Here is a 21,805-nt window from a genome sequence, read left to right as displayed (position 1 = left end):
TATCGGCTTATGGATATAGGTCGCGCAGTTCGTTTCTTAAGAAAAAGGCAGGGTTGGACTCAACAACAGCTTGCAGATTTTTCACATACTTCGAAAAGTAATATTTCAAATCTTGAAAATGGTAATCAAGGATATAGTCCTGCAATACTTGAATATCTCGCAAAAGCTTTTAATTGTTCAGTTTCACAAATCTTTCTATTGGCAGAAAATATGGATAATGAAGGCAATTTGCTGAAAGATTGGCAACATATGCCGATAGATGTACTTTTTATTCAGTTACCTCAAGAAGTTCAATGTCAGTTAAAACATCTCATTTTTACTTTGATAGACACTAAAAAGTAAACAGGGTTTAGTTGTTATAAAATTAAAAAGGCAATAAAAAGCCCCGCATATTAGCGGGGCTAGTCGTATATAAATCGAGTCATATACTGTATGAGGCTCATCTCAAACTGCGCGTATTAAACCACAAAACAATTTAGAATTATAGTGCCGTTTGAGCAGAAAGAAACAGATCAATTTCTTGACGCCATGGCACAGAAGGCTGGGCACCAGATCGGGTAACGGCAATTGCAGCGGCTGCATTGGCAAAGCGTGCAGCGTCTTGAGCGGTTTTTCCTTCAAGAAGTGCCGTCACAAATGCACCATTAAACGTATCGCCTGCGGCAATGGTATCGATTGCACTCACTTTAAAACCTTCAATCATTTTGCCCTGACCATATTCACTTAGCCAGACACCACGAGAGCCCATCGTGATGACTACAGTTTTAATACCTTTTTGATGCAGCACATTTGCCGCTTCGGCAGCGTCATGATCATCATGCACAATCACATTGGTGAGGCTTAACGCTTCGGTTTCGTTGGGGGTAATAATATCGACCAAACGTAATAATTCTTCAGGTAACTCACAGGCTGGCGCCGGATTTAAAATCACTTTTACACCAGCGGCTTTGGCAAGCTTTGCAGCGTGTAAAATAGTGGCTAATGGTGTTTCGAGCTGTAACAGAATTGCGCTTGAGCGTTGAATCAGCTCTGCATGCTGATCGATGTACGCAATATCAAGCGCAGCATTGGCACCGGCATGAATACCAATGAAGTTCTCTGCATGCTGATTAACAAAAATCAGTGCGACACCTGTGGTGAAACCTTCAACAGCACGCACGGCCTGAGTATCAATGTTGTCTTTGATGAGTTGATGACGAATTTGTTCACCCACGGCATCGCTACCTACACAGGCAATAAAACTGGTATTGGCGCCACTTCGGCCTGCTGCCACAGCCTGATTTGCACCTTTTCCACCAAATGCAACCTGATAGCTCTGACCATTCAAGGTTTGTCCAGGATGTGGAAAGTGCTCGAGGCCAAGGATATGATCGACATTAATGCTACCAATCACAGTAAGCAAAGGAGGGGTTGAACTCATTAGAAACTCTAAATTAAAAGCAGCGTATTATGCCTATAATTTTACGCGATGTCGGTTTTATCAAACAAGATGTTTTAAATGGCATTGCGTTATTGTTCAAATCCCTATTTTTAAGCTAAGTAACAAAACGTGATAATGTTATCGTATTGTGAACAAAGTTTGAGCATTCATGTATTTTAAGAAAAAATTAAGTTAAAAATCCTAAAACTAAATAGTGACATAAAAATCAATGATGCTTAATCCTGTTGAAGGAGTTAAAAATGAATTTACATTATACCCATAAGCCGAACTATTATTTCTATGCGCACAAATTGGTTCTGTTTTTGGAAAACCATGTCAAAAAACATCCTTCTGATGTGCAAGAAACCTTCAACCTAAATACAATCTATGATTTGTTTGATCATGATTTTGCATCAAGCAGTACCAATCTGGAAGGCATCTTAAATATTGTCGATGAATATGTGATTGAAACTGAAACAGGTCGGGAGGCTTTGGTTGCACAATATCGTATTAGTTTGGATAATCATATTCTGACGTTGAGCTTTAATCCAAATGCTGTGACGCGCTTGATTCAAGGTCAAACCATTACTTACCCTAAAGCAGCCTAACTCTATATCGAATCTTCTCCACAAGCACGAAACGTGCTTGTTTTTTTATTAAAGTCCATCAAACCTTGTGGGGGAAGAGGCAGGATTATGCTAGATTGATTCAGTCTATAGACATAAGCATAATACAATATCGATATGACCGAATCTGCTTCTCTCACGCTACGTAGACGTGTCTATAATCATCTGCATAACCCGAATTATGAAAGTCGGCTGAGTCAATTCATCAATTATTTGCTGGTGCTTTTAATCGTTGCGAACGTATTGGCCGTGCTATTGGAATCAATTGATTCAATATATAGCCAGTATCAACTTTATTTTGACGGTTTTGAAAAAATTTCAATTGTGATTTTTACGGTTGAATACATTTTACGAATTTGGTGTGTCGCAGAGGAGTATCCGCAACTTGCTGCATGGAAAGCACGTTTAAAATGGGTCAGTAGTGGTGGCGCAATTATCGATTTGTTGGCAATTTTACCTGCATATCTTAATTTTTTTGTACATATCGATTTGCGTTTTTTACGGATTCTCAGATTACTCAGGCTTCTCAAACTTACCCGATATTTTGTGTCATTACAGATTTTACTTGCAGTGATTGAGCGTGAAAAGGGATCGTTTCAGGCTGTCGTCTTTATTTTGATGATTATGATTGTCATGGCTGCTGGTGGGATTTATGTTGTAGAAAATAAAGCCCAGCCAGAAGTGTTTAGCTCGATTCCGCAATCGATGTGGTGGGCAGTGGTTACACTGACGACAGTCGGTTATGGAGATGTCACACCTGTGACCAATATTGGTCGTCTATTAGGTGCAGTCATTACCATTTTAGGTGTGGGGCTGGCAGCTTTACCTGCGGGTATTTTAGCGACTGGTCTTGCTAACGAATTAAATTTACGTAATCAACGTCTAGAACAGGAGTTTCGAGAGCTTTTAATTTCTAACCAGATTGACTATCTCAATCAGGAAAAAGAAATTGAGAGAATCCGCAAAAAAGTAGGTCTCAGTCGTGAGCAAACGCATGAAATTATTCTTCAGTTAATTAAAGAACAACAATTAGATGAACAAGAACAACGCAAGAAATATAAGTATTGTCCCCATTGTGGTGAAAAACTTCCAGATGCATAAATCTTGTCAGAGTTTGAATAAGCATCATCTATGCACTATTTTTTATCGTTTGGTCTAAAAAGTGTGCATGAAAATATCGAATTTTAGTCATAAATAAAAACTTAAGAATTTATAAAATTTTGTTATGATTTTGATATAATTAAGTGCTCATTATAAAAAGAAAAATTATAAATTTTTAAATATTGATCGAATTTTTACAACAAAAATGATTTTACAGGCTAAAAAAAGATTCGATATCTATGTGAAATTTTGTTAAATTTACCGCCCGATAAATACTCAAAATAAATAATTGTTTAAAAACAAACGTTTATTTTTGTGCTATTTCATTTGTTTGTCTTGAATTGAAAGCAGGCAAAATCATGATTGGTATGACAATTTGGATCGATGTCATTCATTGACGATGGCATGATCTTTGTATTGTCTCCATTTCCTCATTTTCTAAATCAGTGATTGTTAAGCATCACTGAATGGCGTGATTGTGTAGTGTAAGCGCATGCTATCAGCAGAACAGTAGGTCAGTTTTGTTTAAGAAACTGATGAACTCAATGATCTGTGGCGTGAATGAGGTGTGCTTATGTTACGGAGATAAGAATGTTTGAATATCGTGGTTTAATCGGTATTTTTATTCTTCTATTGATTGGATATATCTTTTCCAATAATCGAAGAATAATCAAAGTGAGAACGATTTTACCTGCTCTCGGTTTACAGTTTTTACTCGGGATCATTATTTTATATGTTCCAATGGGTAAGTATTTATTTGAACAGCTTGCTTCAGGCGTAAACCACGTGATTGGTTATGCGGATGCAGGCAGTGCATTTTTGTTTGGTGCGTTAGTGGGCGACCAGATGAATACCGTATTTCATGGTGGCGGTTTTATTTTTGCACTTAAAGTTTTACCCACCATTATTTTTGTAACTGCATTGATCGCCATTCTTTACTATCTCAAGATTATGACGATTTTTATCAAAGTTTTAGGTGGAATTTTTCAAAAGGCTTTAGGGATTAGTAAAGTAGAATCTTTCGCTGCAGTGACGACTATTTTTATTGGTCAAAATGAATTGCCTGCTGCACTTCGACCATTTTTATTGCGTATGAATAAAAATGAGTTGTTTACAGTGATGTGTAGTGGAATGGCTGCTGTTTCTGGTTCGGTGTTGGTGGGATACGCAGGTTTAGGTGTTCCTATGGAATATCTATTAGCAGCATCGTTAATGGCGATTCCAGGGGGTATTTTATTTGCCCGTTTGCTCAGTCCTGCTACCGAGCCATCAACAGTTGAAGTTACAGATCTTGAGTTTGGTGAACAGCGTCCATCGAACATTATCGAAGCTGCAGCCAACGGTGCCATGATGGGTCTTAAAATTGCGGCAGGTGTCGGAACGGTCATTATGGTCTTTGTTGGCCTGCTGAGTCTGGTCAACGGTATTTTCGGCTTTGTGGGCGGATGGTTTGGCTATTCAGGCTTAAGTTTAGATGCCATTTTCGGCTATATTTTGTCACCCTTGGCTTATGTCATGGGGGTTGATTGGAATGAGGCTCAACTTGCAGGTGCATTGCTTGGACAAAAACTGGTCATTAACGAGTTTGTAGCTTATTTAAGTCTGTCACCACATCTGGCAGATCATACAATTTCGGCGCATACCGCTGCTATTATTTCTTTTGGTTTATGCGGCTTTGCAAACTTTAGTTCGATTGGTGTCGTGCTAGGGGCGTTTGGTATGGTAGAACCAAAACTCACACCCGTACTCTCCAAACTGGCTGTGCGTGCTTTACTGGCAGCAACTTTATCAAACCTGATGAGTGCAACCATTGCAGGAATTTGTCTTGGTTTTTCGATGTAAAAGTGCCGATGTGTATTTGTTTTAATCTTTGATGTTAAATAAATACATACACCAATAGCCGTATTTTACGACATAAATACGGCTTATTTTTTGCTTAGATCAGTATCATAAATATGGAGCTTCTATGCATATTGCGACCATTGACTACTCTGCCTCAAATGCAGGACAACTTTTTGCACAGTCTTTGCATGATACTGGATTTGCTGTCATCGTGAATCATCCATTAGATTGGCCCTTGATCCAGTTGATCTATACCGAATGGTTGGCATTTTTTAAGTCGGATGCTAAAAATCAATATCGAGTTCGTCCCGAGCAAAAAGGTGGTTTTTTCCCGACGGATTTGTCTGAAACAGCAAAAGGAGAAACAGTTAAAGATTTGAAAGAGTTTTTTCATATCTTTCCATCTGGCGTTTTTCCTCATGAATTATCGACAAATACACATCATTATTATGAGCAGGCATTAATACTTGCCAAGCAGCTATTACAATGGATTCAGGACTTTTCTCCATCAAATGTGCAAAATGCCTATCATGAGCCTTTACCCGCCATGATTGAAGGTTCTGAAAGCTTATTGCGTGTTTTAAGGTATACCCCAGTCGATGTAGACCATGATTATATTCGTGCTGCGGCGCATGAAGATATTAATCTGATTACCATCTTGCCTGCGGCCACAGCACCAGGGTTACAAGTTAAAGATGCAACGGGCGAGTGGTATGATGTGCCTGTCGAGCCAAATTCTTTGATTATTAATATTGGCGATATGTTGCAAGAAGCGTCGCAATTTTATTATCCGTCTACCACACATCGTGTTGTGAAATATAAAGATCAGGATCGCCTGCAAGAACGAATTTCTATGCCGTTCTTTTTACAGCCGCGTGGTGATGTGGTGTTGTCAGCTCGCTATACCGCAGGCAGCTATCATGCAGAACGCATGCGTGAACTCAAAGTCATTCAGGATGGAAAAATCTTGCTCTAAATGAGCATGTGATTAAGCGGTTATTGAATGATGAATTTCTGATTGAAATTCAGGATATTTTATATAAGGGTAAGTGAATGACACATTCTCCTCATCAAATTATTATTGATACAGATCCAGGTCAGGATGATGCAGTTGCAATTTTATTGGCACTGGCGAGCCCTGAAGTAAAGGTACTTGCGATTACAACGGTCGCTGGAAATGTGCCATTGGCATTGACCAGTGCAAATGCACGTAAAGTATGTGAATTGGCTGGACGTCCAGATATTTCTGTTTTCGCTGGATGCGATCGTCCGTTGAAACGTCCATTAATTACCGCCGAAAATGTACATGGAAAAACAGGACTCGATGGTATTGAGTTACCTGAGCCGCAAATGCCTTTGCAGGCCCAGCACTCAGTTGATTTTATTATTGAAACTCTGCGAAATGCACCTGAGAAAACAATTACGATCTGTTCTTTGGGGCCGATGACCAATACTGCTCAGGCACTATTAAAAGCTCCAGATATTGCAGCGCGAGTTAAGCGAATTGTCTTGATGGGGGGCGGCTTTTTTGAAGGAGGAAATATTACACCTTCGGCAGAATTTAATATGTTTGTTGACCCAGACGCAGCGAAAATTGTATTTGCTGCGGGTATTCCATTAACTGTGATTCCACTTGATGTCACACATCAAGTCTTAACCTCGAAAGAATGGGTCGATGGTTTGCGCCGTATGGATAATCAGGTCGGTCCTGCTGTAGCAGCCTGGACAGATTTCTTTGAACGTTATGATATGGAAAAATACGGTTCTGAAGGCGCACCATTACATGATCCTTGTGTCATCGGCTATATGATCAAACCTGAACTATTCTCTGGTCGTTTTATCAATGTCGAGATTGAAGCGGATAGCCCATTGACAGTGGGCGCTATGGTTGCAGACTGGTGGAATGTCACTGGTCGCACTGCAAATGCAGAATATTTACGTGATATTGATCGTGATGGCTTCTTTGATTTGCTATCAGAGCGTCTGGCAACGTATCAGTAGATTGTATCTTAAATAGCATGAATCATCATGATATTGATCATGGTGATTCATTCAAAAGTTTAACAAGATTAAGCGCATTGATTTGACGAAGTTTTTTTCTCGACAGCAAAGGCAATCAGTAAAATAATCAACCCTCCGAGGCTTAAAACAAAGCCTACCCAGATTGGCGCAATCCATCCCATTTGATGGCTCAATACCCAGCCACCCAAGAATGCACCGAGTGCATTGGCAATGTTAAATGCAGAATGATTGAGGGAAGCAGCTACGCCTTGAGCATCGCCAGCAACATCCATGAGACGCATTTGTAAGCCGCCACCAAGCCCCATCACCGTAATACCAATTAAAAATAGGCCTGCTATGGCGGTATAAATATTACTCATAAGAAAGCTGGCAAGAATAAACGCAAGTGCAGAACTGATCAGGACACCAACTAGAGTTCTATTTAAATTTTTATCTGCCAACCATCCAGCGACCAAGCCACCAATGACCATGCCAATACCCCAAATGGCCAATGCAATCGGGACGATATCAATATTGACTTTGGTATATTCTGTAAGAATAGGTGATACATAGCTATATACAGAAAACATGCCACCAAAACCAATTGCACCTACAGCCAATGTCAGCCACATATTGATATTTTTAAGACCAGCCAGTTCGGTTTTTATACTGGCTGTTGTTCTGACTGCAATGTGCGGAACAAAAATAGCCACCGAAATTAAAGTAATAAAAGCAATTGCAGCAGAAAATTCAAAACCTGCTCGCCAGCCAAATTGTTGACCAATCCAGGTTGCAAGTGGAACGCCTAAAACAGTTGCTACGGTCAATCCCATCATCACTTGTGCAACTGCTGATGCACGTTTTTTAGGGCCAGCCAGTTCTGCGGCAACCAGTGCAGCTACACCAAAATATGCCCCGTGTGGGAAACCAGCAATGAAACGTGATATCAGAACCATTTCTGGTGTTTTCGCTAAGGCTGTCAAAGCATTGGCAACGCCATAAAACAGCATTAATCCTAGAAGTAATGATTTGCGCGGCACGCGTGCGCCCAAGATCGCAATCACCGGGGCACCAATAACTACACCTAAAGCATAGGCACTGATGAAATGTCCTGCTTGTGGAACGCTAATATGTAAATCGGCTGCAATTTCCTGAATGAGACCCATGGCCACAAACTCGGTTGTACCAATACAAAAACCACCTGTAGCAAGTGCTAAAATAATAAGAAATAGGGGATACTGTCGGATGGGAGGAACCGATGTATTTGATGAAGAAGACATAAAAAATTGGAGAGAATATAAAATAGCAAGGAATTATAGTGGAAACTGCGTAGTAAAGTTAAGACATTTTTCGTGTCTATTACTGGGTTCAACAAATGCTCAATCTAAAATAGAAAATATTTAAATTTTATATTTATCAGTTGCTTAATAATTGATTCCCATATAAGAATTTAGATCTTTTCTGCAACTCAAATTTTGACATATGAATAGTCAGAATTGCTAAAAAGGATATTTTCAATTTATAGGAGTAGAATATATTCATCAAAATTAAAATAATATTCATGTTAAAATAAACTCATTAATTTTGTGTTATAATGAATTTTATTCATGATATGGCTTAGGCTCTATCTTTTATTTTTAAGGGTGTGAGATGTGACAGTCATCGCTCATTAAAGGTGAGACGCTTAGGTTTTTTATATTCATTCGCTTAAAGGATGAATCATTGTTCAGTTGTTTAAAATGAAAGCATTGAAAATCGCAAATTAAAGAGTTTCAGATTTTCAGCACTGCAAGTATTTGAGAGATTGTTCTACATGCTCGAAATTCGTCATCTAAAAACTTTACTGGCTTTACGTGAGCATGGTTCGCTGGTTGCTGCTGCAAATGATTTGTGTCTGACGCCTTCGGCTATATCTCATCAATTAAAAGAGCTTGATCACTGGTACGGTGTTGAGGTAGTTAACCGCCGTAGTCGTCCTGTGACATTTTCAAATGTTGGCCAGCGTTTGCTTAAATTGGCAGATGATATTTTGCCACAGATTCAAATTGCACAAAGCGATATTACTCGGATTGTACATGGGCAAACAGGACGTATTGTTTTCTCCTCAGAATGTCATAGCTGTTTTGATTGGTTAATGCCCTTACTTAATCAATATCGTCAACAGTATCCTGATGTAGATCTTGACTTTGCTTCTGGCTTCGAAGCCAATCCACACGACTTGTTGCAAACAGGAGAGTTTGATCTTTTGATCACAGCAGACCCTATTGCACTAAAAGGTATTGAGTATTTTCCAATTTTTGAATATGAGTCGCGTTTGGTATTGTCTAATACTCATCCTTTGGTTCGTGCAGAAAAAGTAACGGTTGAGGAGTTGGCCGAGCAAACTCTGATTACTTATCCTGTAGACAAGCATCGTTTGGATATCATGGCACATCTGTTTATTCCAGCCAATATTCAACCTAAAGAGATCCGTACTACGGATTTAACCCAGATGTTGATTCAACTTGTAGCCAGTGGACGGGGTATTTCGGCTTTACCAGATTGGGTGGTTAATGAATATGAGCAAAAAGGCTGGGTGACGAGCCGTCGTCTTGACTGCGTTTCTGCAAATGGTTTACGCCGTACTTTATATGCTGGCTATCGGATTGAAGAAAAAGAGAAAAGCTACTTTGAAGGTTTCTTAAAGCAATTGGCTAAATTTTCGCAAAAACGTGCTCATTATTATGCTAACTAGCAATATGTTATGTTGAATGATGACTTAACAAGATCTCACCATGAGTTAAAAAGAGAGGATATTTAATCAAAATTAAATATCCTGCTCGAAAATATATAAGCTGAATGAGAATGAATGACCTTTATTAAAATTTAAGACTAAAAACAGCTCCTGGTGGAATTGACTACTGTATTGGGGTATAGAATTAGAAGCTTCCATGCGCTGCTTAATTTAAAAGAATTAATTCCATAGCACTAAAGATAAAATTCCAGCTGCGATTAGTGGCCCCACTGGTACGCCCCTGAGTAAGGCAACACCTGCAACTGTTCCAATGAGTAACCCTGCAACAATATCTGGTTGGCTCGACATCAGTTTGACGCCTCGTCCTCCTAACCACGCAACTAATAATCCCACAGTTATAGCCAATATAGATTTATAACTAAAAAATGATTTGAGAATGGTTTCACCGCTTAATTTTCCACTGGCAATTGGGGTAAGTACGCCAATCGTTAAAATAATCACACCAACATTTAGGCCATGTTGCTGTAAAAAAGGGAAAAATTCACTTAAAGGTGTAAGCTTAAAAACAATTAATACGCCTGCAGCAATAGTTACCGCCGCATTTTGGCTAAAAATACCACAAGCCAGTAAAACGAGTAGAACCAGTAAATTGACATCAAATTGAGACATGAGCATGGTATGAATAGTTAGTTTTGCAGGAATGATTATTGTATAACGATTTTACCAACACTTGAAAAAGAAAGACTTTTTACAGTAAATTGAATATCTATTATACTGGCTTACCCCAAAATTTTAGACTCTTTAAAAAATCAATTTAAATCAAATGCTTATATTTTGACTTAAAAACTTTGGTTAGAAGTGAATTTGTTGATTTAAGTTTTTGATATTTCGACTATTGCTCAACAATATTTACTCTTAACTGCCGCACAGGCAGCTTAGAAAAACGCGCATAACCGTCAATCGCTTGCTCAATACTTAACTGCCGCACAGGCAGCTTAGAAATCACTAGTACAGATGTCGGTTCCGCATTAAGTCTTAACTACCGCACAGGCAGCTTAGAAATAATCCAGCAGATGGTACTGCACGTATCATGACTTAACTGCCGCACAGGCAGCTTAGAAAGTGATTGTTAATTTCTGGGTCAGAATAGCGATCTTAACTGCCGCACAGGCAGCTTAGAAAATTCACCGTGACACGTGTACCCGCCGTTTCTGCTTAACTGCCGCACAGGCAGCTTAGAAATCTTGCTTCTTGAAGCTTATAAATCGCATCCACTTAACTGCCGCACAGGCAGCTTAACTATTCAATCAATTGACTTAAAAAAATAAGTTACACTAGGATGTCTTTTTTATTCTGGATATCGATATGCTCTTGGAAAAAATGTTGCAGTCACAAGGTTTTGGTTCAAGAAAATACTGTCAGCAACTTATTAAGAACGGAGCAGTTTCGATACAAGATGAAATTCAAAAAGATCTAAAATATCGAATTCATGATTTAACTGATTTTAATTTTCAGGTTTTTGATCAAAATTACGTATATCGGGAAAAGGTATATATTATTTTAAATAAACCTAAAGGCTTTGAATGTTCTCATCAGCCACATCATCATCAAAGCGTATTCAGTTTACTGCCAGATTTATTAATTCAGCGCAATATTGCGGCTGTAGGGCGCTTGGATCAGGATACTACAGGGCTGTTGTTACTGACTGATGATGGACAATACCTACACACGCTAACGCATCCCAAGAAGCATGTTCCAAAGGTATATCATGTGGCTACGATTGATCCAATTACAGTTGATCAAATGCATCAATTAGAACAAGGTGTTGAATTACATAATGAAAAAGGTGTTTTTGCAGCGACAAATGTTACTTTGCTCAATGAAACACAATTGAGCATGACGATTCATCAAGGTGTGTACCACCAAGTCAAACGAATGATTGCTGCTGTAGGCAACAAAGTGACTGCCTTGCATCGCCATAAGATTGGTCAATTAGAATTGCCAAATTTGGCAGAAGGTGAGTGGATGTATCTGACCGAAACACAAAAATTAGCGGCTCAACAAATCACTTAAGAAAACAATGATAGGTTTGGAATTCTTCGTCAAGGACGAACCCCATTTTTTGATAGAGCCGCATAGATTCAATATTATTTTTTTGTGTTTCTAGTGAAATTCTCAGGGCATTTTCATGACGTGCAAATAAGATAGCAGTATCGATCAACTGAATGGCTGAACCTTGACGACGGTAAACAGGAGTGACATATACATCGTCGAGAATATAATAAGTCGAACATGCGACAGATGAAAATCCCAAGTAAAGCAGTACAAAGCCTGTGAATACATCGTCTTTGACATGTATAAAAATAACACTTTCTTTATTTTCAAAGCGTTGTTTTAAAAAATCATAAGATTGTTTTAAATTTGAAGATGCACCATAAAATTGACGGTATTCATCAAATAAAACAGCGAGCTGATTTAAATCCTCTACAGTGGCTCGTCGAACGATCATGTAATTCTCCAGCTTTGTTATTATTTATCATAGAGAAAAAGCATAACCAAAAAAAATTAAAAATAACGTTAAAACTTGTTTATAAATGAAACACTATTGCGCTTTGTCACTTTCACCCAGCAACGCATTTAATTCATCAAATAGAGCTTCATGATCATCCATATTGAATTCTGTATCCTCAATTAATGCTTCATGCTGTGTATTTACGGGTGTTTGAGCTCGTATTTTTCTAAGTTTAAGCAATTGTTCCATATCAATATTCTGGTTTTCAATTGCAAATGGAATGGACTTGGTGAGTACGACTTGCTTGAAAAAAAGACGTACAGCCTGAGCTGGTGTAATTCCCAACTGCTTAAAGACAGCAAACGCCTGTTTCTTCTCTTGTGAGTCAAGTCGAACCTGATAAACTTCTGTTTTTCGCATGAATAAAAACCAAACGATTTTCTAATTTTTAACAGCTTATTTTAAAGCAAGAAATTGTAATTTCAACGTTTTGAAAAAAAATAATAGTGCTAATGTCATTACGATAGCATTACAAGTTAAGTTCATAATGTGATTTGAAATTTAGAGGCGATTGGGTAATCGGATCAAAAAAAGACAATTCCTTGGCGAGTAACTGTAATGGCGCTGAAAAATCATCATCTGCTTTGTGCTCAACCACTGGATAAAATGGATCGTTTTTAATGGGAATATTTAAAAAAGATAAATGTAAGCGAAGTTGATGTTGTTTACCTGTACTAGGTGATAAGCGGTATTTCGCCCATTGTTGATTGTGTGCGAGACATTCTATGCGTGTTTCACTGTTGACCTGACCATTTGGATTAACTTGCATTGTATAAAAAGGATTTCCTTTTTCTAGGCACAAACGTAGCGTTTGAGGAAAGGTAATCAAGGGATTATATGCAGCAATCGCATGATAGATTTTATGAACTTCACGCTTTGCAAATAACGTTTGATAAATACCTCGGGACTCTGGACGCTTGCAAAATAAAACAACTCCCGCCGTTTCTCGATCTAGCCGATGAATAGGGGTAAGATCTTCATTGCCAGTTTGTTGTTTAAGGCGCACCAGTAAAGTTTCCTGAACATATTTGCCAGTAGGGCTAATGGTAAGGAAATGCGGCTTATCGACCACCAGTAAATCATGATTTTCAAAAAGGATCGAATGTTCAAACGGAACATGAATTTCATGTGCTAAAAAACGATAATAAAAAATATGTGTATTGGCTTGATAGGGACTATTCAAATCCAATAAATGACCTTGTGCATCAAACACCAAGCCATCATTGAAGCGCTGTTGCCACTCTGAGGCTGATATATGAGGAAAATGACGACATAAAAACTCAAAAACAGATTTGAAAATTTCTTTAGGCTGTAAAGGAAGAAAGGCTTTACTTGCACTCACGCCATGAAGCATAGGTGGGGTGAAATCAGTTGAAGTAATCATAAAAGTACGAGATATTTTGCGGTGCTGATATCGAATATGTTGTCTTAAAAGCGTACAGTTTTGATCATCAGAATAGGCTTTTAAAGTTTGGCAATGTTATTATACACAGTCCTACAGAATCATGTGTGAGTACAATGCAGTATTCCTTTCGTTTAACATTGAATGATGAGCAAGACACTCAGAATCTAGCTAAGACACTTTCCAAGTGTTTTACCGAAGGAGTTATTTATCTGATTGGTGATTTAGGCGCAGGAAAAACCACATTTACACGTTACTTGTTGCAGGCACTCGGACATCAAGGTGCAGTAAAGAGCCCGACATATACGCTGGTTGAACCTTATAAAATAAAGCAGAAAGACATTTTTCATTTTGATCTTTATCGACTCAACGATCCTTATGAGCTTGAACTGATGGGAATCCGTGATTATCTGGATGTACCTAATGCATTATTTTTATTTGAGTGGCCATCTAAAGGCGGTGATGATATCCCAGATGCCAATATCGTCATTCAAATTGAAAAATCTGAAGATGATGTGCAGCGTTTTATTACATTCAGTCTAGAAAATGCTGCGTTGTACGAGTGTCTGAAGGAAAAATTGTAATATGCATAATGATGCCGTTCAGATTCATCGAATTCATACCCTCGATCCCGCACTTGCAAACCAGATTGCAGCTGGTGAGGTAATTGAGCGCCCAGCATCTGTTGTTAAAGAGCTATTAGAAAATGCAATTGATGCAGGTGCAACTGAACTAATTATACGGGTTGCACAAGGTGGTTCGACGCTGATCGAAATTATTGATAATGGTTTGGGTATTCATCCTGATGATTTACCTTTGGCCGTGATGCGTCATGCAACCAGCAAAATTAAAACTCCTGAAGATCTGCATGCCATTGTGAGTCTAGGATTTCGTGGTGAGGCTTTAGCATCCATTGCGGCAGTCTCACGGCTATCCTTAATGAGTAGTCAAACAGATGATGGCGTTGGTTATCAGGTTGAAGTGAATGGAACGGCATTTGATCACCAGGAAATCCAGGCAATTGCACTTCGAAAGGGTACACACATCCGTGTTCAGGATTTATTTTTTAATGTACCCGCACGCCGTAAATTTTTAAAAAAACCATCAACCGAATTTGGACATATTGAAGAAATTGTAAGACGTTTGGCACTGACACATTTTGAGATTCGTTTTGTACTTGAGCATAACGATCAAATTAAACTGAATCTTCCTATAGCAGACAGTGGCGTTTTGCGGTTCCAACGTGTCCAGCAATTACTCGGACAACAGTTTACCCAGAATGCATATTGGCTGGATACAGAAAGTATTTCAATGCGCTTATCTGGTTGGTTAGGACATCCTTCTGATGCACGTTCACAGGCAGATTTGCAATATGTTTATGTGAATGGTCGTATTGTCAAAGATAAAACAATCTCTCATGCCTTACGTATGGCTTATGATGGAATTCTGCATGGACATCAATATTCGGCTTACCTACTGTTTCTCGAAGTCGATCCAGACCAGGTCGATGTCAATGTTCATCCAACCAAACATGAAATCCGTTTTTTGAATCAGCGCGAAGTACATGAGTTTGTAAGGCATCATGCCAAGGAAACATTGGCACAATTTCAAACGGCAAGTGCAGATCTGGCTCAAGCCATGAAAAGCAATGAACCCAAAGATATTCTACGCGATCAACCGAAGCACCAAGAGCAGTTTTCGTTGCATCGTACAGATGCAACAGAAAATCCAGTAGTGAACAGGGCAGAAGACACGCAGATAGAATATCGAAAAGAACTGTCGACGGATTTACTCACCGAGTTCAACGCCAGCCGCCCCAAAACGGTTGAGTATTCTACACGTATGCCAGTGCGTGATCCTGTACAGCTCAATAATGCATTAAAAACCTATTTAGCACCGTTAAGAGAAGAATCTGGATCGGCGATTACAGCATCATCGGATGTTGTTTCTGGAGTCGACGAGTTTCCTCTTGGCGTTGCAATTGCCCAGTTACATGGTATTTATATTTTGGCTCAAAATACTGAAGGTCTGATTATTGTAGATATGCATGCTGCACACGAGCGTATTCTGCTGCAACAAATGAAAGCTGCTTGGGATAAGCCTGAATTTTGGATTTCACAGCAATTATTGATTCCCAAGATAATAAGCATTACCAGAATGCAGGCTTCACGTATTGAAGATTTAAAATCTCAGTTACTCAGACTGGGGTTAGATATTGATCAGTATGGTGATGAGCAAGCAATTGTGCGAGGTGTTCCAGCAATTTTGCAAAAAGCAAATTTTGAAAAACTGATACCTGAACTATTGCACGATCTCGATCCGAATGATGAAGCACAGGCGTTATTACAAAAAAGAGATACCATATTGGCAGGTATGGCGTGTCATGGTGCTGTACGGGCACATCGTATGCTCAGTCTTTCTGAAATGAATGCACTGTTACGTCAGATGGAGCAAACTGAATTTGCTAGCCAATGTAACCATGGTCGTCCTACATGGCGCGCATTTCCACTTCATCAACTTGATAAGCTTTTTGCTCGAGGAGAATAATTCAAAATGTCATCGACTTTACCCGTCATTAATTTAATGGGGCCTACTGCAAGCGGGAAAACCGCTTTGGCGTGTGAACTCTATGAACGGGGTCATTTTGAGCTAATTTCAGTTGATTCTGCATTGATTTATAAAGATATGGATATCGGAACAGCTAAACCGACCAAAGAAGAGCTGGCACTCTATCCACATCATCTCATTGATATTATTACGCCGTTAGAAGTGTATTCTGCCGCCCAATTTGTTGAAGATGCAACGCAATTGATTGACCAAATTCACATGAAAGGTAAGACGCCTATTCTTGTGGGAGGGACGATGCTTTACTTTAAGTCCTTACTTGAAGGGCTTTCAACTAATCTACCCAGTGCAGATGCAGAAGTACGCGCTGCAATTGAAAAACAGGCAGAACAGGAAGGCTGGCAAAGTGTATATGATGAGCTTGCTCGTGTAGATCCTGTTGCGGGAGCCAGATTTAAAGTTTCTGATCGACAGCGGATTATTCGTGCAATTGAAGTTTATCGTTTGACAGGGCAGCCAATTACCAAATTGCAGGCAGAACAGCCTAAAAACGTACCATATCGTTACACATTTCATAATTATGCATTGCTACCAGATCGGATAGAATTACATAAACGGATTGAGCAAAGATTGTTCAAAATGTGGAGTATCGGTTTTTTAAATGAAGTTGAATCATTGATTAAAAAATACGATTTGAATGATAATTTACCGTCTATGCGATCAGTAGGTTATCGCCAAGCACTCGATTTTCTACTAAAAAGCGATATGAGTCACAATAATAGGAGGGAAATGGAAGATAAAGCATTATTTGCAACACGACAACTTGCAAAACGTCAATACACTTGGTTACGTTCTTTGCAAGAAACGCACTATTTTAAAACCTATTTAACGATTAAGCAGGCTCAAGAAGACTTGCGAAACTCTTATGGATAAAGCAAAATTTACATACTATCTTTTTTATAAATTTTAATTGAAAAATAAAGATGGTTTTTGCGCTGATTTTAAATTTTTTGGAGTTATAAAATGTCTAAAGGTCAAACATTACAAGATCCGTTCTTAAATTCTCTCCGTAAAGAACGTATTCCTGTGTCTATTTTTCTTGTGAACGGTATTAAATTACAAGGCCACATTGAATCTTTTGACCAATACGTAGTGTTATTAAAAAATACTGTAAGCCAAATGGTTTATAAGCACGCGATTTCAACCGTAGTGCCTGCACGTAATCCACGTCCAGCTGGCGCGCCTACTGGTGCTCCACAAGGTGGTGGCTTCGGTGGTCAAGGTGGCGGCTTTGGCGGTCAAGGTGGTGGCTTTGGTGGTCAAGGTGGTGGCTTTGGTGGTCAAGGTGGCGGCTTTGGTGGTCAAGGTACTGGCTTTGGTGGTCAAGGTGGTGGCTTCGGTGGTCAAGGCGGCTTCGGTGGTCAAGGCGGCTTTGGTGGTCAAGGTGGCTTCGGTGGTCAAGGCGGCTTCGGTGGTCAAGGTGGTTCAGGCTTTGACAACGATACTAAATTTGAAGATGGTCAGGAAGACGATTCTAACAATCGTTAATCCTAAAACCGTTTGATAAAGACCCCAATTTCATATTGGGGTTTTTTTATGGTAAAAATTTTAAATAAAAAACCAGCCTGGATTGAACTGCACCCCGAAAGTTGGACACTTTTAGTCTAATTTGAAGGGTGCAGTTCAGATTTGGCTGGTTTATGTATCTTAATTCGATGGCTTAAATCACGGCGTGGTAGGCGTAGCATTCTGCTGTGCTTTAGAGTCAAGTTGTGGCTCTTTGATTTGAACAAAAGCATGAGCACGTACTTCTCTCAACCAGCTATCAAGTTCGCTATCAAATTGACGTTCGCCTAATACCTGACGAGCCATGCGTTCCTGATACTCATGTGTCATGTCTTTTTCACGTGTCGCAGTCACTTGCAGAATATGCCAGCCAAACTGAGTCTGGAATGGTTCACTAATTTGTCCCACAGGCGTATTCTTCATTTTGCTTTCAAACTCTGGCACCATAGAGCCAGGCGTTACCCAGCCTAAACTTCCGCCATCACGTGCTGAGCCAGTATCGGCAGAATAAGTCGCAGCAAGGGTAGTAAAGTCCTCGCCAGCTTTTAAACGATTGTAAATACTATCGATGGTTTGCTTGGCCATTTCTGCGCTCATCACTTCTGATGGCTGAATCAAAATATGACGAGTTTGATATTGTGTCACAATTGCTTTTTGTTCGCTATTTTTACGTTCAATCAGCTTGAGTACATGAATACCATCACGCACATTAATAAGATCGGTTGTCTGGCCAGCTTGCAATGGACTGACTCGTGCTGCAAGTTCAGAAGGTAACTCTGCAAGATCGCGATATCCCATATCAGCACCCTCAACTTTAATATCTTTCGTCGAGAATTTTTTGCTGATCGCAGTAATGTCATTACTTTCGTTCAATGCTTGTTTAACTTGCTGTGCTACGCTTTGAAGCTGTTGCGGGTCAACATCTGATTGGGCAGAAATACGTGCATGAATCACATGAACCTGACTTCCTAGCATCGCCTGACCTTGTGGTGATTTAAGGAAATTGGCAACATCCTGATCACTAATTTTGATACGCGACATAACTTGCTGTTGGCGTAAACGGTTGATTGCCAAATCTTCACCAATACGATTACGTAAAGAAGCATAAGTACCAGGCGCGATTGCATCAAGTTTTTGCTGGAAAGCACTCAATGACTTAATACCAGATTGGCTAGCAACTTTTAAAACAGCATCATTTAAGGTGTTTTCGTCTGGTTTAATGCCATAACGTTTTACTTGCTCAAGTTGAGCCTGTCTTAAAATGAGCTGATCTAGGACTTGAAGCTGTAGATAATTTAATGGTGGAACTGTTTTCTTTTGAGCTTCCAATTGGTGTTGAGCTTCAGCCACACCTTGTTCTAGGTCACTTTTTAAAATAACGCTATTGTCCACAATTGCGACTACTTCGTCGGTAGGTGCCGCAAAACTTTGCATTGATGAAGAAACAACCAGAGCAAGTGCGGTTGTTTTAAAAAACTGTTTAAGATACTTTGTCTTCATTAACGTTGTGTCCAAGATTGATTAATTTCTTTAAAGCCTAAAACGCGATTTTCCAGTAAAGAAGCCAACTTGTTATTTAAGCCGCCTAGTCCTTTAAATGTGATTTCCGCCATCACGGCACGTTTAACGTTTACATTTGGATCTTTAGGATCGTCCAGATCGTTATAATATGAACGGCCGTATACAGAGATCGCATAACAACATGACTCATAGTTAACGCCAAGTAAATATTCGCGCGCAACATTGTTTCTAAAGTCAAATTGAACATGGCCCATAATACGCCAGTTATTCATGATAGGTTGTACAAATGATGCAACAGCAGCATCGTATGCTAACTGGCGGTCTGGAATATTCTTGCGATTGAAATAACCGAGATTATAAAGATTGCCATGATCGCCTGTGTAATAAGTCTGGAAATCATGTTGGGCATTATCACCATTCGACATCCATGCCGAATTTGCAGCAACTGTGAACTTATTCGTCAGTTGACTCGAAATACTCACAATAGGGCCTGAGTTTTTCGAAGTATCAATAGTGTCGTCAGTATTGTTTAACGTGACACGTCGATCAGCAAAATAGAAGCTTTGACCAACGCCTGCGCGAAGTCGCTCCAGTCCTTGCGGATCAAATAAACTATAACTTACGCCAAGCGATAAAAAGTTGTTGTCTTCAAGACGGTCATGACCATAGAAACGATAAGGGCTGAACAATTGGTCATAGTTAATTGATGCAGATGTAGTGTCAAAATTTGGATAGCCAGTTTGGTTTTTATAAGGAGCATAGGCATAAAATGCACGTGGTGTAATGGTTTGAAGATAGTCACCATCACGCTGGAAAATCAAACCTGTGTCCAGACTAAATTGTGGCACAACGACAGACTTGCTCTTGTTGTCTGAGTTTAATCCTAGATTTTCGACTGTGTTTTGATCGTAGAACGTGTTGATACTCCGAATAGAAACCTCTGGAATTGCAAATGCCCAAGGTGTTCTGAAGTTATAACGCGTCGCAAACTGGTTATAAATGCGTGTACCGCTAGGTTGAGTGCTGTAGTTTGCAGCATCATCGATGTTCTTCTTAAAATAAGCCGTATCGTTGTTAAATTCGTATTGTAGACCTAATGGATTACCCGTCACGTAATTTAATAAAAACTGAGGTAAACGCGCATAAGGTTTATCAACATCACTTACTGTTTTATCAAGTGTCTGAAAGTCTTCAACTTTAAGTTGTGCAGTTAAACCAGGAATTTGATTTTTATATTTCAGTGTCCAGGCACGACGCAAGTTCAAATCTGTTTTTGAGTCAGGATTGGTATCTAAATCGGTAACATAGTCTTTGTCTGATGCATAGTGGTATTCAACATCGGTAGACCAGTAATCATTAATCTTCCATTTGTGTAAAAGATTGAAGTCTTTACGATCTTCATTGTTATATTTTTTATCGTCTGGTAGATACCCACCCCAAATTTTCCCTTGACCGAAGTTTTCGGTTAAATATCTAAATTCACTTTGAAGCATTACACCTCGATCTGAGATGTAGCGTGGCGTGAGTGTTGCATCATAGTTAGGTGCAAGGTTGAGATAGACAGGAACAGTAAGCTCAAGGCCACCATCATTTGAAAAACCGATATTGGGATTTAGAATACCTGTGGTTCTACGGTTATCAATTGGAAAGTTAAAGTACGGAACAGCAAGAATAGGTACATCTTTCACATACAGCTTGGTATTTTTTGTCGTACCTCGGCCTGTATCCTGATTGAGCTTGATTTCTTTTGCTTCTAGCCGCCACGTTGGTTTCTGCTCTGGCGGACAGGTTGTATAAGTGGCATTGCGTAATATAATTTCAGTAGGTGAAGTACGTTGAATTTGTTCAGCGTGTCCGTGCGCATGTTGTTGTTCTGAAATATAAAAGCTGTTCTTTAAATCGCCTTGCTGCGTTTTAAGATTGTAATTAATCTGATCACTTTGTGCTAACAATCCAGCTTGTGCGAGCTGTACATTGCCTTCAGCATTTGCATAAGTCTGTGTGCGATCAATGGTCACTTTATTTGCACGAATAGAACGCCCTTGCTGATCGATCAGGACGTTGCCTTCAAGCTCTGAATCACCATTTGGATTGTAATGTGCATAATCGGCCGTGACCACCGATGTTGCCTGATCGGCAGGGACAGCTTGAGTGGTTGGGCTAATGGGTGTAATCCATGTGCCTGTGCAAAATGCTGAACTCAGTGATCTTGTATCACGAACCTGCGCTTCAGGAGATGACTTTTCCACATAATACTGTTCAAAAAACTCTTGTCCAGGATAGGCTTTTTGAATGCTCTCCTTGAGTTTTTTATTGTCGACAGACGAGGCGCTGTCATTCGCATCAGCATAGCTTGATTGCATGGAGCCACCACACAAGAGTGTAAAAATAGCAGCTGCTAAAGGATTAAATTTAAACTGATACTTCATTTGTCTCATTAACCAAGTATGCTAAA

The 21,805-nt window shown here is 39.4% G+C and carries 20 protein-coding genes and 1 CRISPR repeat array; of the genes, 12 read left to right on the top strand and 8 right to left on the bottom strand.

The genetic code is table 11. The annotated features are described in order from the left end of the window. Positions 1–9: 9 nt before the first annotated feature. Positions 10–342, top strand: coding sequence for a competence pilus inhibition repressor CpiR (cpiR, locus tag F952_RS12685; RefSeq protein WP_004928260.1), 333 nt, complete (start codon positions 10–12; stop codon positions 340–342). A 139-nt stretch (positions 343–481) separates the two neighbouring features. Here the strand turns inward: cpiR and rbsK are convergent, their stop codons facing one another. Next, positions 482–1,420 (bottom strand): ribokinase, encoded by a 939-nt coding sequence (gene rbsK, locus F952_RS12680; RefSeq protein WP_004928257.1) that lies wholly within the window; start codon positions 1,418–1,420, stop codon positions 482–484. Positions 1,421–1,680: 260 nt separating this feature from the next. Here rbsK and F952_RS12675 point away from each other — a divergent pair, with 260 nt between their 5' ends. From F952_RS12675 to F952_RS12655, 5 genes are all read left to right on the top strand, one after another. Continuing rightward, a complete protein-coding gene (locus F952_RS12675) occupies positions 1,681–2,028 on the top strand; it encodes a hypothetical protein (RefSeq protein ID WP_004928254.1) in 348 nt (115 codons plus the stop codon). Positions 2,029–2,163: 135 nt separating this feature from the next. Further along, positions 2,164–3,147: an ion transporter gene (locus tag F952_RS12670; protein ID WP_004928250.1), complete on the top strand. Its 984-nt coding sequence runs from the start codon at positions 2,164–2,166 to the stop codon at positions 3,145–3,147. Between the two features lie 591 nt (positions 3,148–3,738). Then, the gene (locus F952_RS12665; protein WP_004928248.1) at positions 3,739–4,989 is read left to right on the top strand and encodes a NupC/NupG family nucleoside CNT transporter; all 1,251 of its coding nucleotides are present in this window, start codon (positions 3,739–3,741) and stop codon (positions 4,987–4,989) included. Positions 4,990–5,113: 124 nt separating this feature from the next. Then, entirely contained in the window at positions 5,114–5,965 is an 852-nt protein-coding gene (locus tag F952_RS12660) for a 2OG-Fe(II) oxygenase family protein (RefSeq protein ID WP_004928245.1), read from the top strand. Between the two features lie 77 nt (positions 5,966–6,042). Next, complete coding sequence (locus F952_RS12655) at positions 6,043–6,990, top strand: nucleoside hydrolase (protein ID WP_004928242.1); 948 nt, start codon at positions 6,043–6,045, stop codon at positions 6,988–6,990. A 68-nt stretch (positions 6,991–7,058) separates the two neighbouring features. On the opposite strand, the gene F952_RS12650 is transcribed toward F952_RS12655, so the two are convergent. Continuing rightward, complete coding sequence (locus tag F952_RS12650) at positions 7,059–8,270, bottom strand: MFS transporter (protein ID WP_004928240.1); 1,212 nt, start codon at positions 8,268–8,270, stop codon at positions 7,059–7,061. A 533-nt stretch (positions 8,271–8,803) separates the two neighbouring features. Here F952_RS12650 and F952_RS12645 point away from each other — a divergent pair. Further along, positions 8,804–9,724 carry a LysR family transcriptional regulator gene (locus F952_RS12645; RefSeq protein ID WP_004928238.1) on the top strand — a complete coding sequence of 307 codons (921 nt, stop codon included), beginning with the start codon at positions 8,804–8,806 and terminating at the stop codon, positions 9,722–9,724. 219 nt (positions 9,725–9,943) lie between these two features. On the opposite strand, the gene F952_RS12640 is transcribed toward F952_RS12645, so the two are convergent. Next, entirely contained in the window at positions 9,944–10,399 is a 456-nt protein-coding gene (locus F952_RS12640) for a DUF441 domain-containing protein (RefSeq protein ID WP_004928236.1), read from the bottom strand. 239 nt (positions 10,400–10,638) lie between these two features. Further along, positions 10,639–11,026: a CRISPR direct-repeat array (repeat unit 28 nt; unit sequence CTTAACTGCCGCACAGGCAGCTTAGAAA). Between the two features lie 63 nt (positions 11,027–11,089). Between F952_RS12640 and F952_RS12635 the strand changes: the two genes are divergently transcribed. Further along, entirely contained in the window at positions 11,090–11,797 is a 708-nt protein-coding gene (locus F952_RS12635) for a pseudouridine synthase (RefSeq protein ID WP_004928234.1), read from the top strand. Here the strand turns inward: F952_RS12635 and F952_RS12630 are convergent. The 3 genes from F952_RS12630 to F952_RS12620 all read right to left on the bottom strand — a co-directional run bounded on the left by F952_RS12630 (position 11,790) and on the right by F952_RS12620 (position 13,680). After that, complete coding sequence (locus F952_RS12630; RefSeq protein ID WP_004928231.1) at positions 11,790–12,233, bottom strand: GNAT family N-acetyltransferase; 444 nt, start codon at positions 12,231–12,233, stop codon at positions 11,790–11,792. The two genes, F952_RS12635 and F952_RS12630, sit on opposite strands and share 8 nt — an antisense overlap. A 93-nt stretch (positions 12,234–12,326) precedes the next feature. After that, positions 12,327–12,656, bottom strand: a complete 330-nt coding sequence (locus F952_RS12625; RefSeq protein WP_004928229.1) for a type II toxin-antitoxin system RelB/DinJ family antitoxin — start codon at positions 12,654–12,656, stop codon at positions 12,327–12,329. A 109-nt stretch (positions 12,657–12,765) separates the two neighbouring features. Next, entirely contained in the window at positions 12,766–13,680 is a 915-nt protein-coding gene (locus F952_RS12620) for an RluA family pseudouridine synthase (protein ID WP_004928227.1), read from the bottom strand. A gap of 134 nt (positions 13,681–13,814) precedes the next feature. Between F952_RS12620 and tsaE the strand changes: the two genes are divergently transcribed. The 4 genes from tsaE (at position 13,815) to hfq (ending at position 17,811) form a co-directional block, all read left to right on the top strand. After that, entirely contained in the window at positions 13,815–14,282 is a 468-nt protein-coding gene (gene tsaE, locus F952_RS12615) for a tRNA (adenosine(37)-N6)-threonylcarbamoyltransferase complex ATPase subunit type 1 TsaE (protein ID WP_004928225.1), read from the top strand. A gap of 1 nt (position 14,283) precedes the next feature. Beyond that, a complete protein-coding gene (mutL, locus tag F952_RS12610; RefSeq protein WP_004928223.1) occupies positions 14,284–16,245 on the top strand; it encodes a DNA mismatch repair endonuclease MutL in 1,962 nt (653 codons plus the stop codon). Positions 16,246–16,251: 6 nt separating this feature from the next. Beyond that, positions 16,252–17,196 carry a tRNA (adenosine(37)-N6)-dimethylallyltransferase MiaA gene (miaA, locus tag F952_RS12605; RefSeq protein ID WP_004928221.1) on the top strand — a complete coding sequence of 315 codons (945 nt, stop codon included), beginning with the start codon at positions 16,252–16,254 and terminating at the stop codon, positions 17,194–17,196. Between the two features lie 90 nt (positions 17,197–17,286). Next, on the top strand, positions 17,287–17,811 hold the full coding sequence (gene hfq, locus F952_RS12600; RefSeq protein WP_004928218.1) for an RNA chaperone Hfq: 525 nt from the start codon (positions 17,287–17,289) through the stop codon (positions 17,809–17,811). 177 nt (positions 17,812–17,988) lie between these two features. Here the strand turns inward: hfq and F952_RS12595 are convergent, their stop codons facing one another. Continuing rightward, the gene (locus F952_RS12595) at positions 17,989–19,329 is read right to left on the bottom strand and encodes a peptidylprolyl isomerase (protein WP_004928216.1); all 1,341 of its coding nucleotides are present in this window, start codon (positions 19,327–19,329) and stop codon (positions 17,989–17,991) included. Further along, on the bottom strand, positions 19,329–21,779 hold the full coding sequence (locus F952_RS12590) for an LPS-assembly protein LptD (RefSeq protein ID WP_004928212.1): 2,451 nt from the start codon (positions 21,777–21,779) through the stop codon (positions 19,329–19,331). Before F952_RS12590 ends, F952_RS12595 begins: the two co-directional genes overlap by 1 nt. Positions 21,780–21,805: the final 26 nt, after the last annotated feature.

The organism is Acinetobacter baylyi DSM 14961 = CIP 107474 (genome assembly GCF_000368685.1).
Classification (GTDB): domain Bacteria; phylum Pseudomonadota; class Gammaproteobacteria; order Pseudomonadales; family Moraxellaceae; genus Acinetobacter; species Acinetobacter baylyi.
Note: the sequence above shows the minus strand (reverse complement) of the source record. Positions and strands in the feature narration are given on the sequence as shown.

Excerpts from the sequence above, each read along its gene's own strand:
- rbsK (WP_004928257.1), bottom strand. The coding sequence starts at position 1,420 with ATGAGTTCAACCCCTCCTTTGCTTACTGTGATTGGTAGCATTAATGTC.
- F952_RS12655 (WP_004928242.1), top strand. The coding sequence starts at position 6,043 with ATGACACATTCTCCTCATCAAATTATTATTGATACAGATCCAGGTCAG.
- F952_RS12665 (WP_004928248.1), top strand. The coding sequence starts at position 3,739 with ATGTTTGAATATCGTGGTTTAATCGGTATTTTTATTCTTCTATTGATT.
- F952_RS12675 (WP_004928254.1), top strand. The coding sequence starts at position 1,681 with ATGAATTTACATTATACCCATAAGCCGAACTATTATTTCTATGCGCAC.
- hfq (WP_004928218.1), top strand. The coding sequence starts at position 17,287 with ATGTCTAAAGGTCAAACATTACAAGATCCGTTCTTAAATTCTCTCCGT.
- miaA (WP_004928221.1), top strand. The coding sequence starts at position 16,252 with ATGTCATCGACTTTACCCGTCATTAATTTAATGGGGCCTACTGCAAGC.
- F952_RS12670 (WP_004928250.1), top strand. The coding sequence starts at position 2,164 with ATGACCGAATCTGCTTCTCTCACGCTACGTAGACGTGTCTATAATCAT.
- F952_RS12645 (WP_004928238.1), top strand. The coding sequence starts at position 8,804 with ATGCTCGAAATTCGTCATCTAAAAACTTTACTGGCTTTACGTGAGCAT.
- F952_RS12630 (WP_004928231.1), bottom strand. The coding sequence starts at position 12,233 with ATGATCGTTCGACGAGCCACTGTAGAGGATTTAAATCAGCTCGCTGTT.
- cpiR (WP_004928260.1), top strand. The coding sequence starts at position 10 with ATGGATATAGGTCGCGCAGTTCGTTTCTTAAGAAAAAGGCAGGGTTGG.
- F952_RS12595 (WP_004928216.1), bottom strand. The coding sequence starts at position 19,329 with ATGAAGACAAAGTATCTTAAACAGTTTTTTAAAACAACCGCACTTGCT.
- tsaE (WP_004928225.1), top strand. The coding sequence starts at position 13,815 with ATGCAGTATTCCTTTCGTTTAACATTGAATGATGAGCAAGACACTCAG.
- mutL (WP_004928223.1), top strand. The coding sequence starts at position 14,284 with ATGCATAATGATGCCGTTCAGATTCATCGAATTCATACCCTCGATCCC.
- F952_RS12590 (WP_004928212.1), bottom strand. The coding sequence starts at position 21,779 with ATGAAGTATCAGTTTAAATTTAATCCTTTAGCAGCTGCTATTTTTACA.
- F952_RS12625 (WP_004928229.1), bottom strand. The coding sequence starts at position 12,656 with ATGCGAAAAACAGAAGTTTATCAGGTTCGACTTGACTCACAAGAGAAG.
- F952_RS12620 (WP_004928227.1), bottom strand. The coding sequence starts at position 13,680 with ATGATTACTTCAACTGATTTCACCCCACCTATGCTTCATGGCGTGAGT.
- F952_RS12650 (WP_004928240.1), bottom strand. The coding sequence starts at position 8,270 with ATGTCTTCTTCATCAAATACATCGGTTCCTCCCATCCGACAGTATCCC.
- F952_RS12640 (WP_004928236.1), bottom strand. The coding sequence starts at position 10,399 with ATGCTCATGTCTCAATTTGATGTCAATTTACTGGTTCTACTCGTTTTA.
- F952_RS12660 (WP_004928245.1), top strand. The coding sequence starts at position 5,114 with ATGCATATTGCGACCATTGACTACTCTGCCTCAAATGCAGGACAACTT.
- F952_RS12635 (WP_004928234.1), top strand. The coding sequence starts at position 11,090 with ATGCTCTTGGAAAAAATGTTGCAGTCACAAGGTTTTGGTTCAAGAAAA.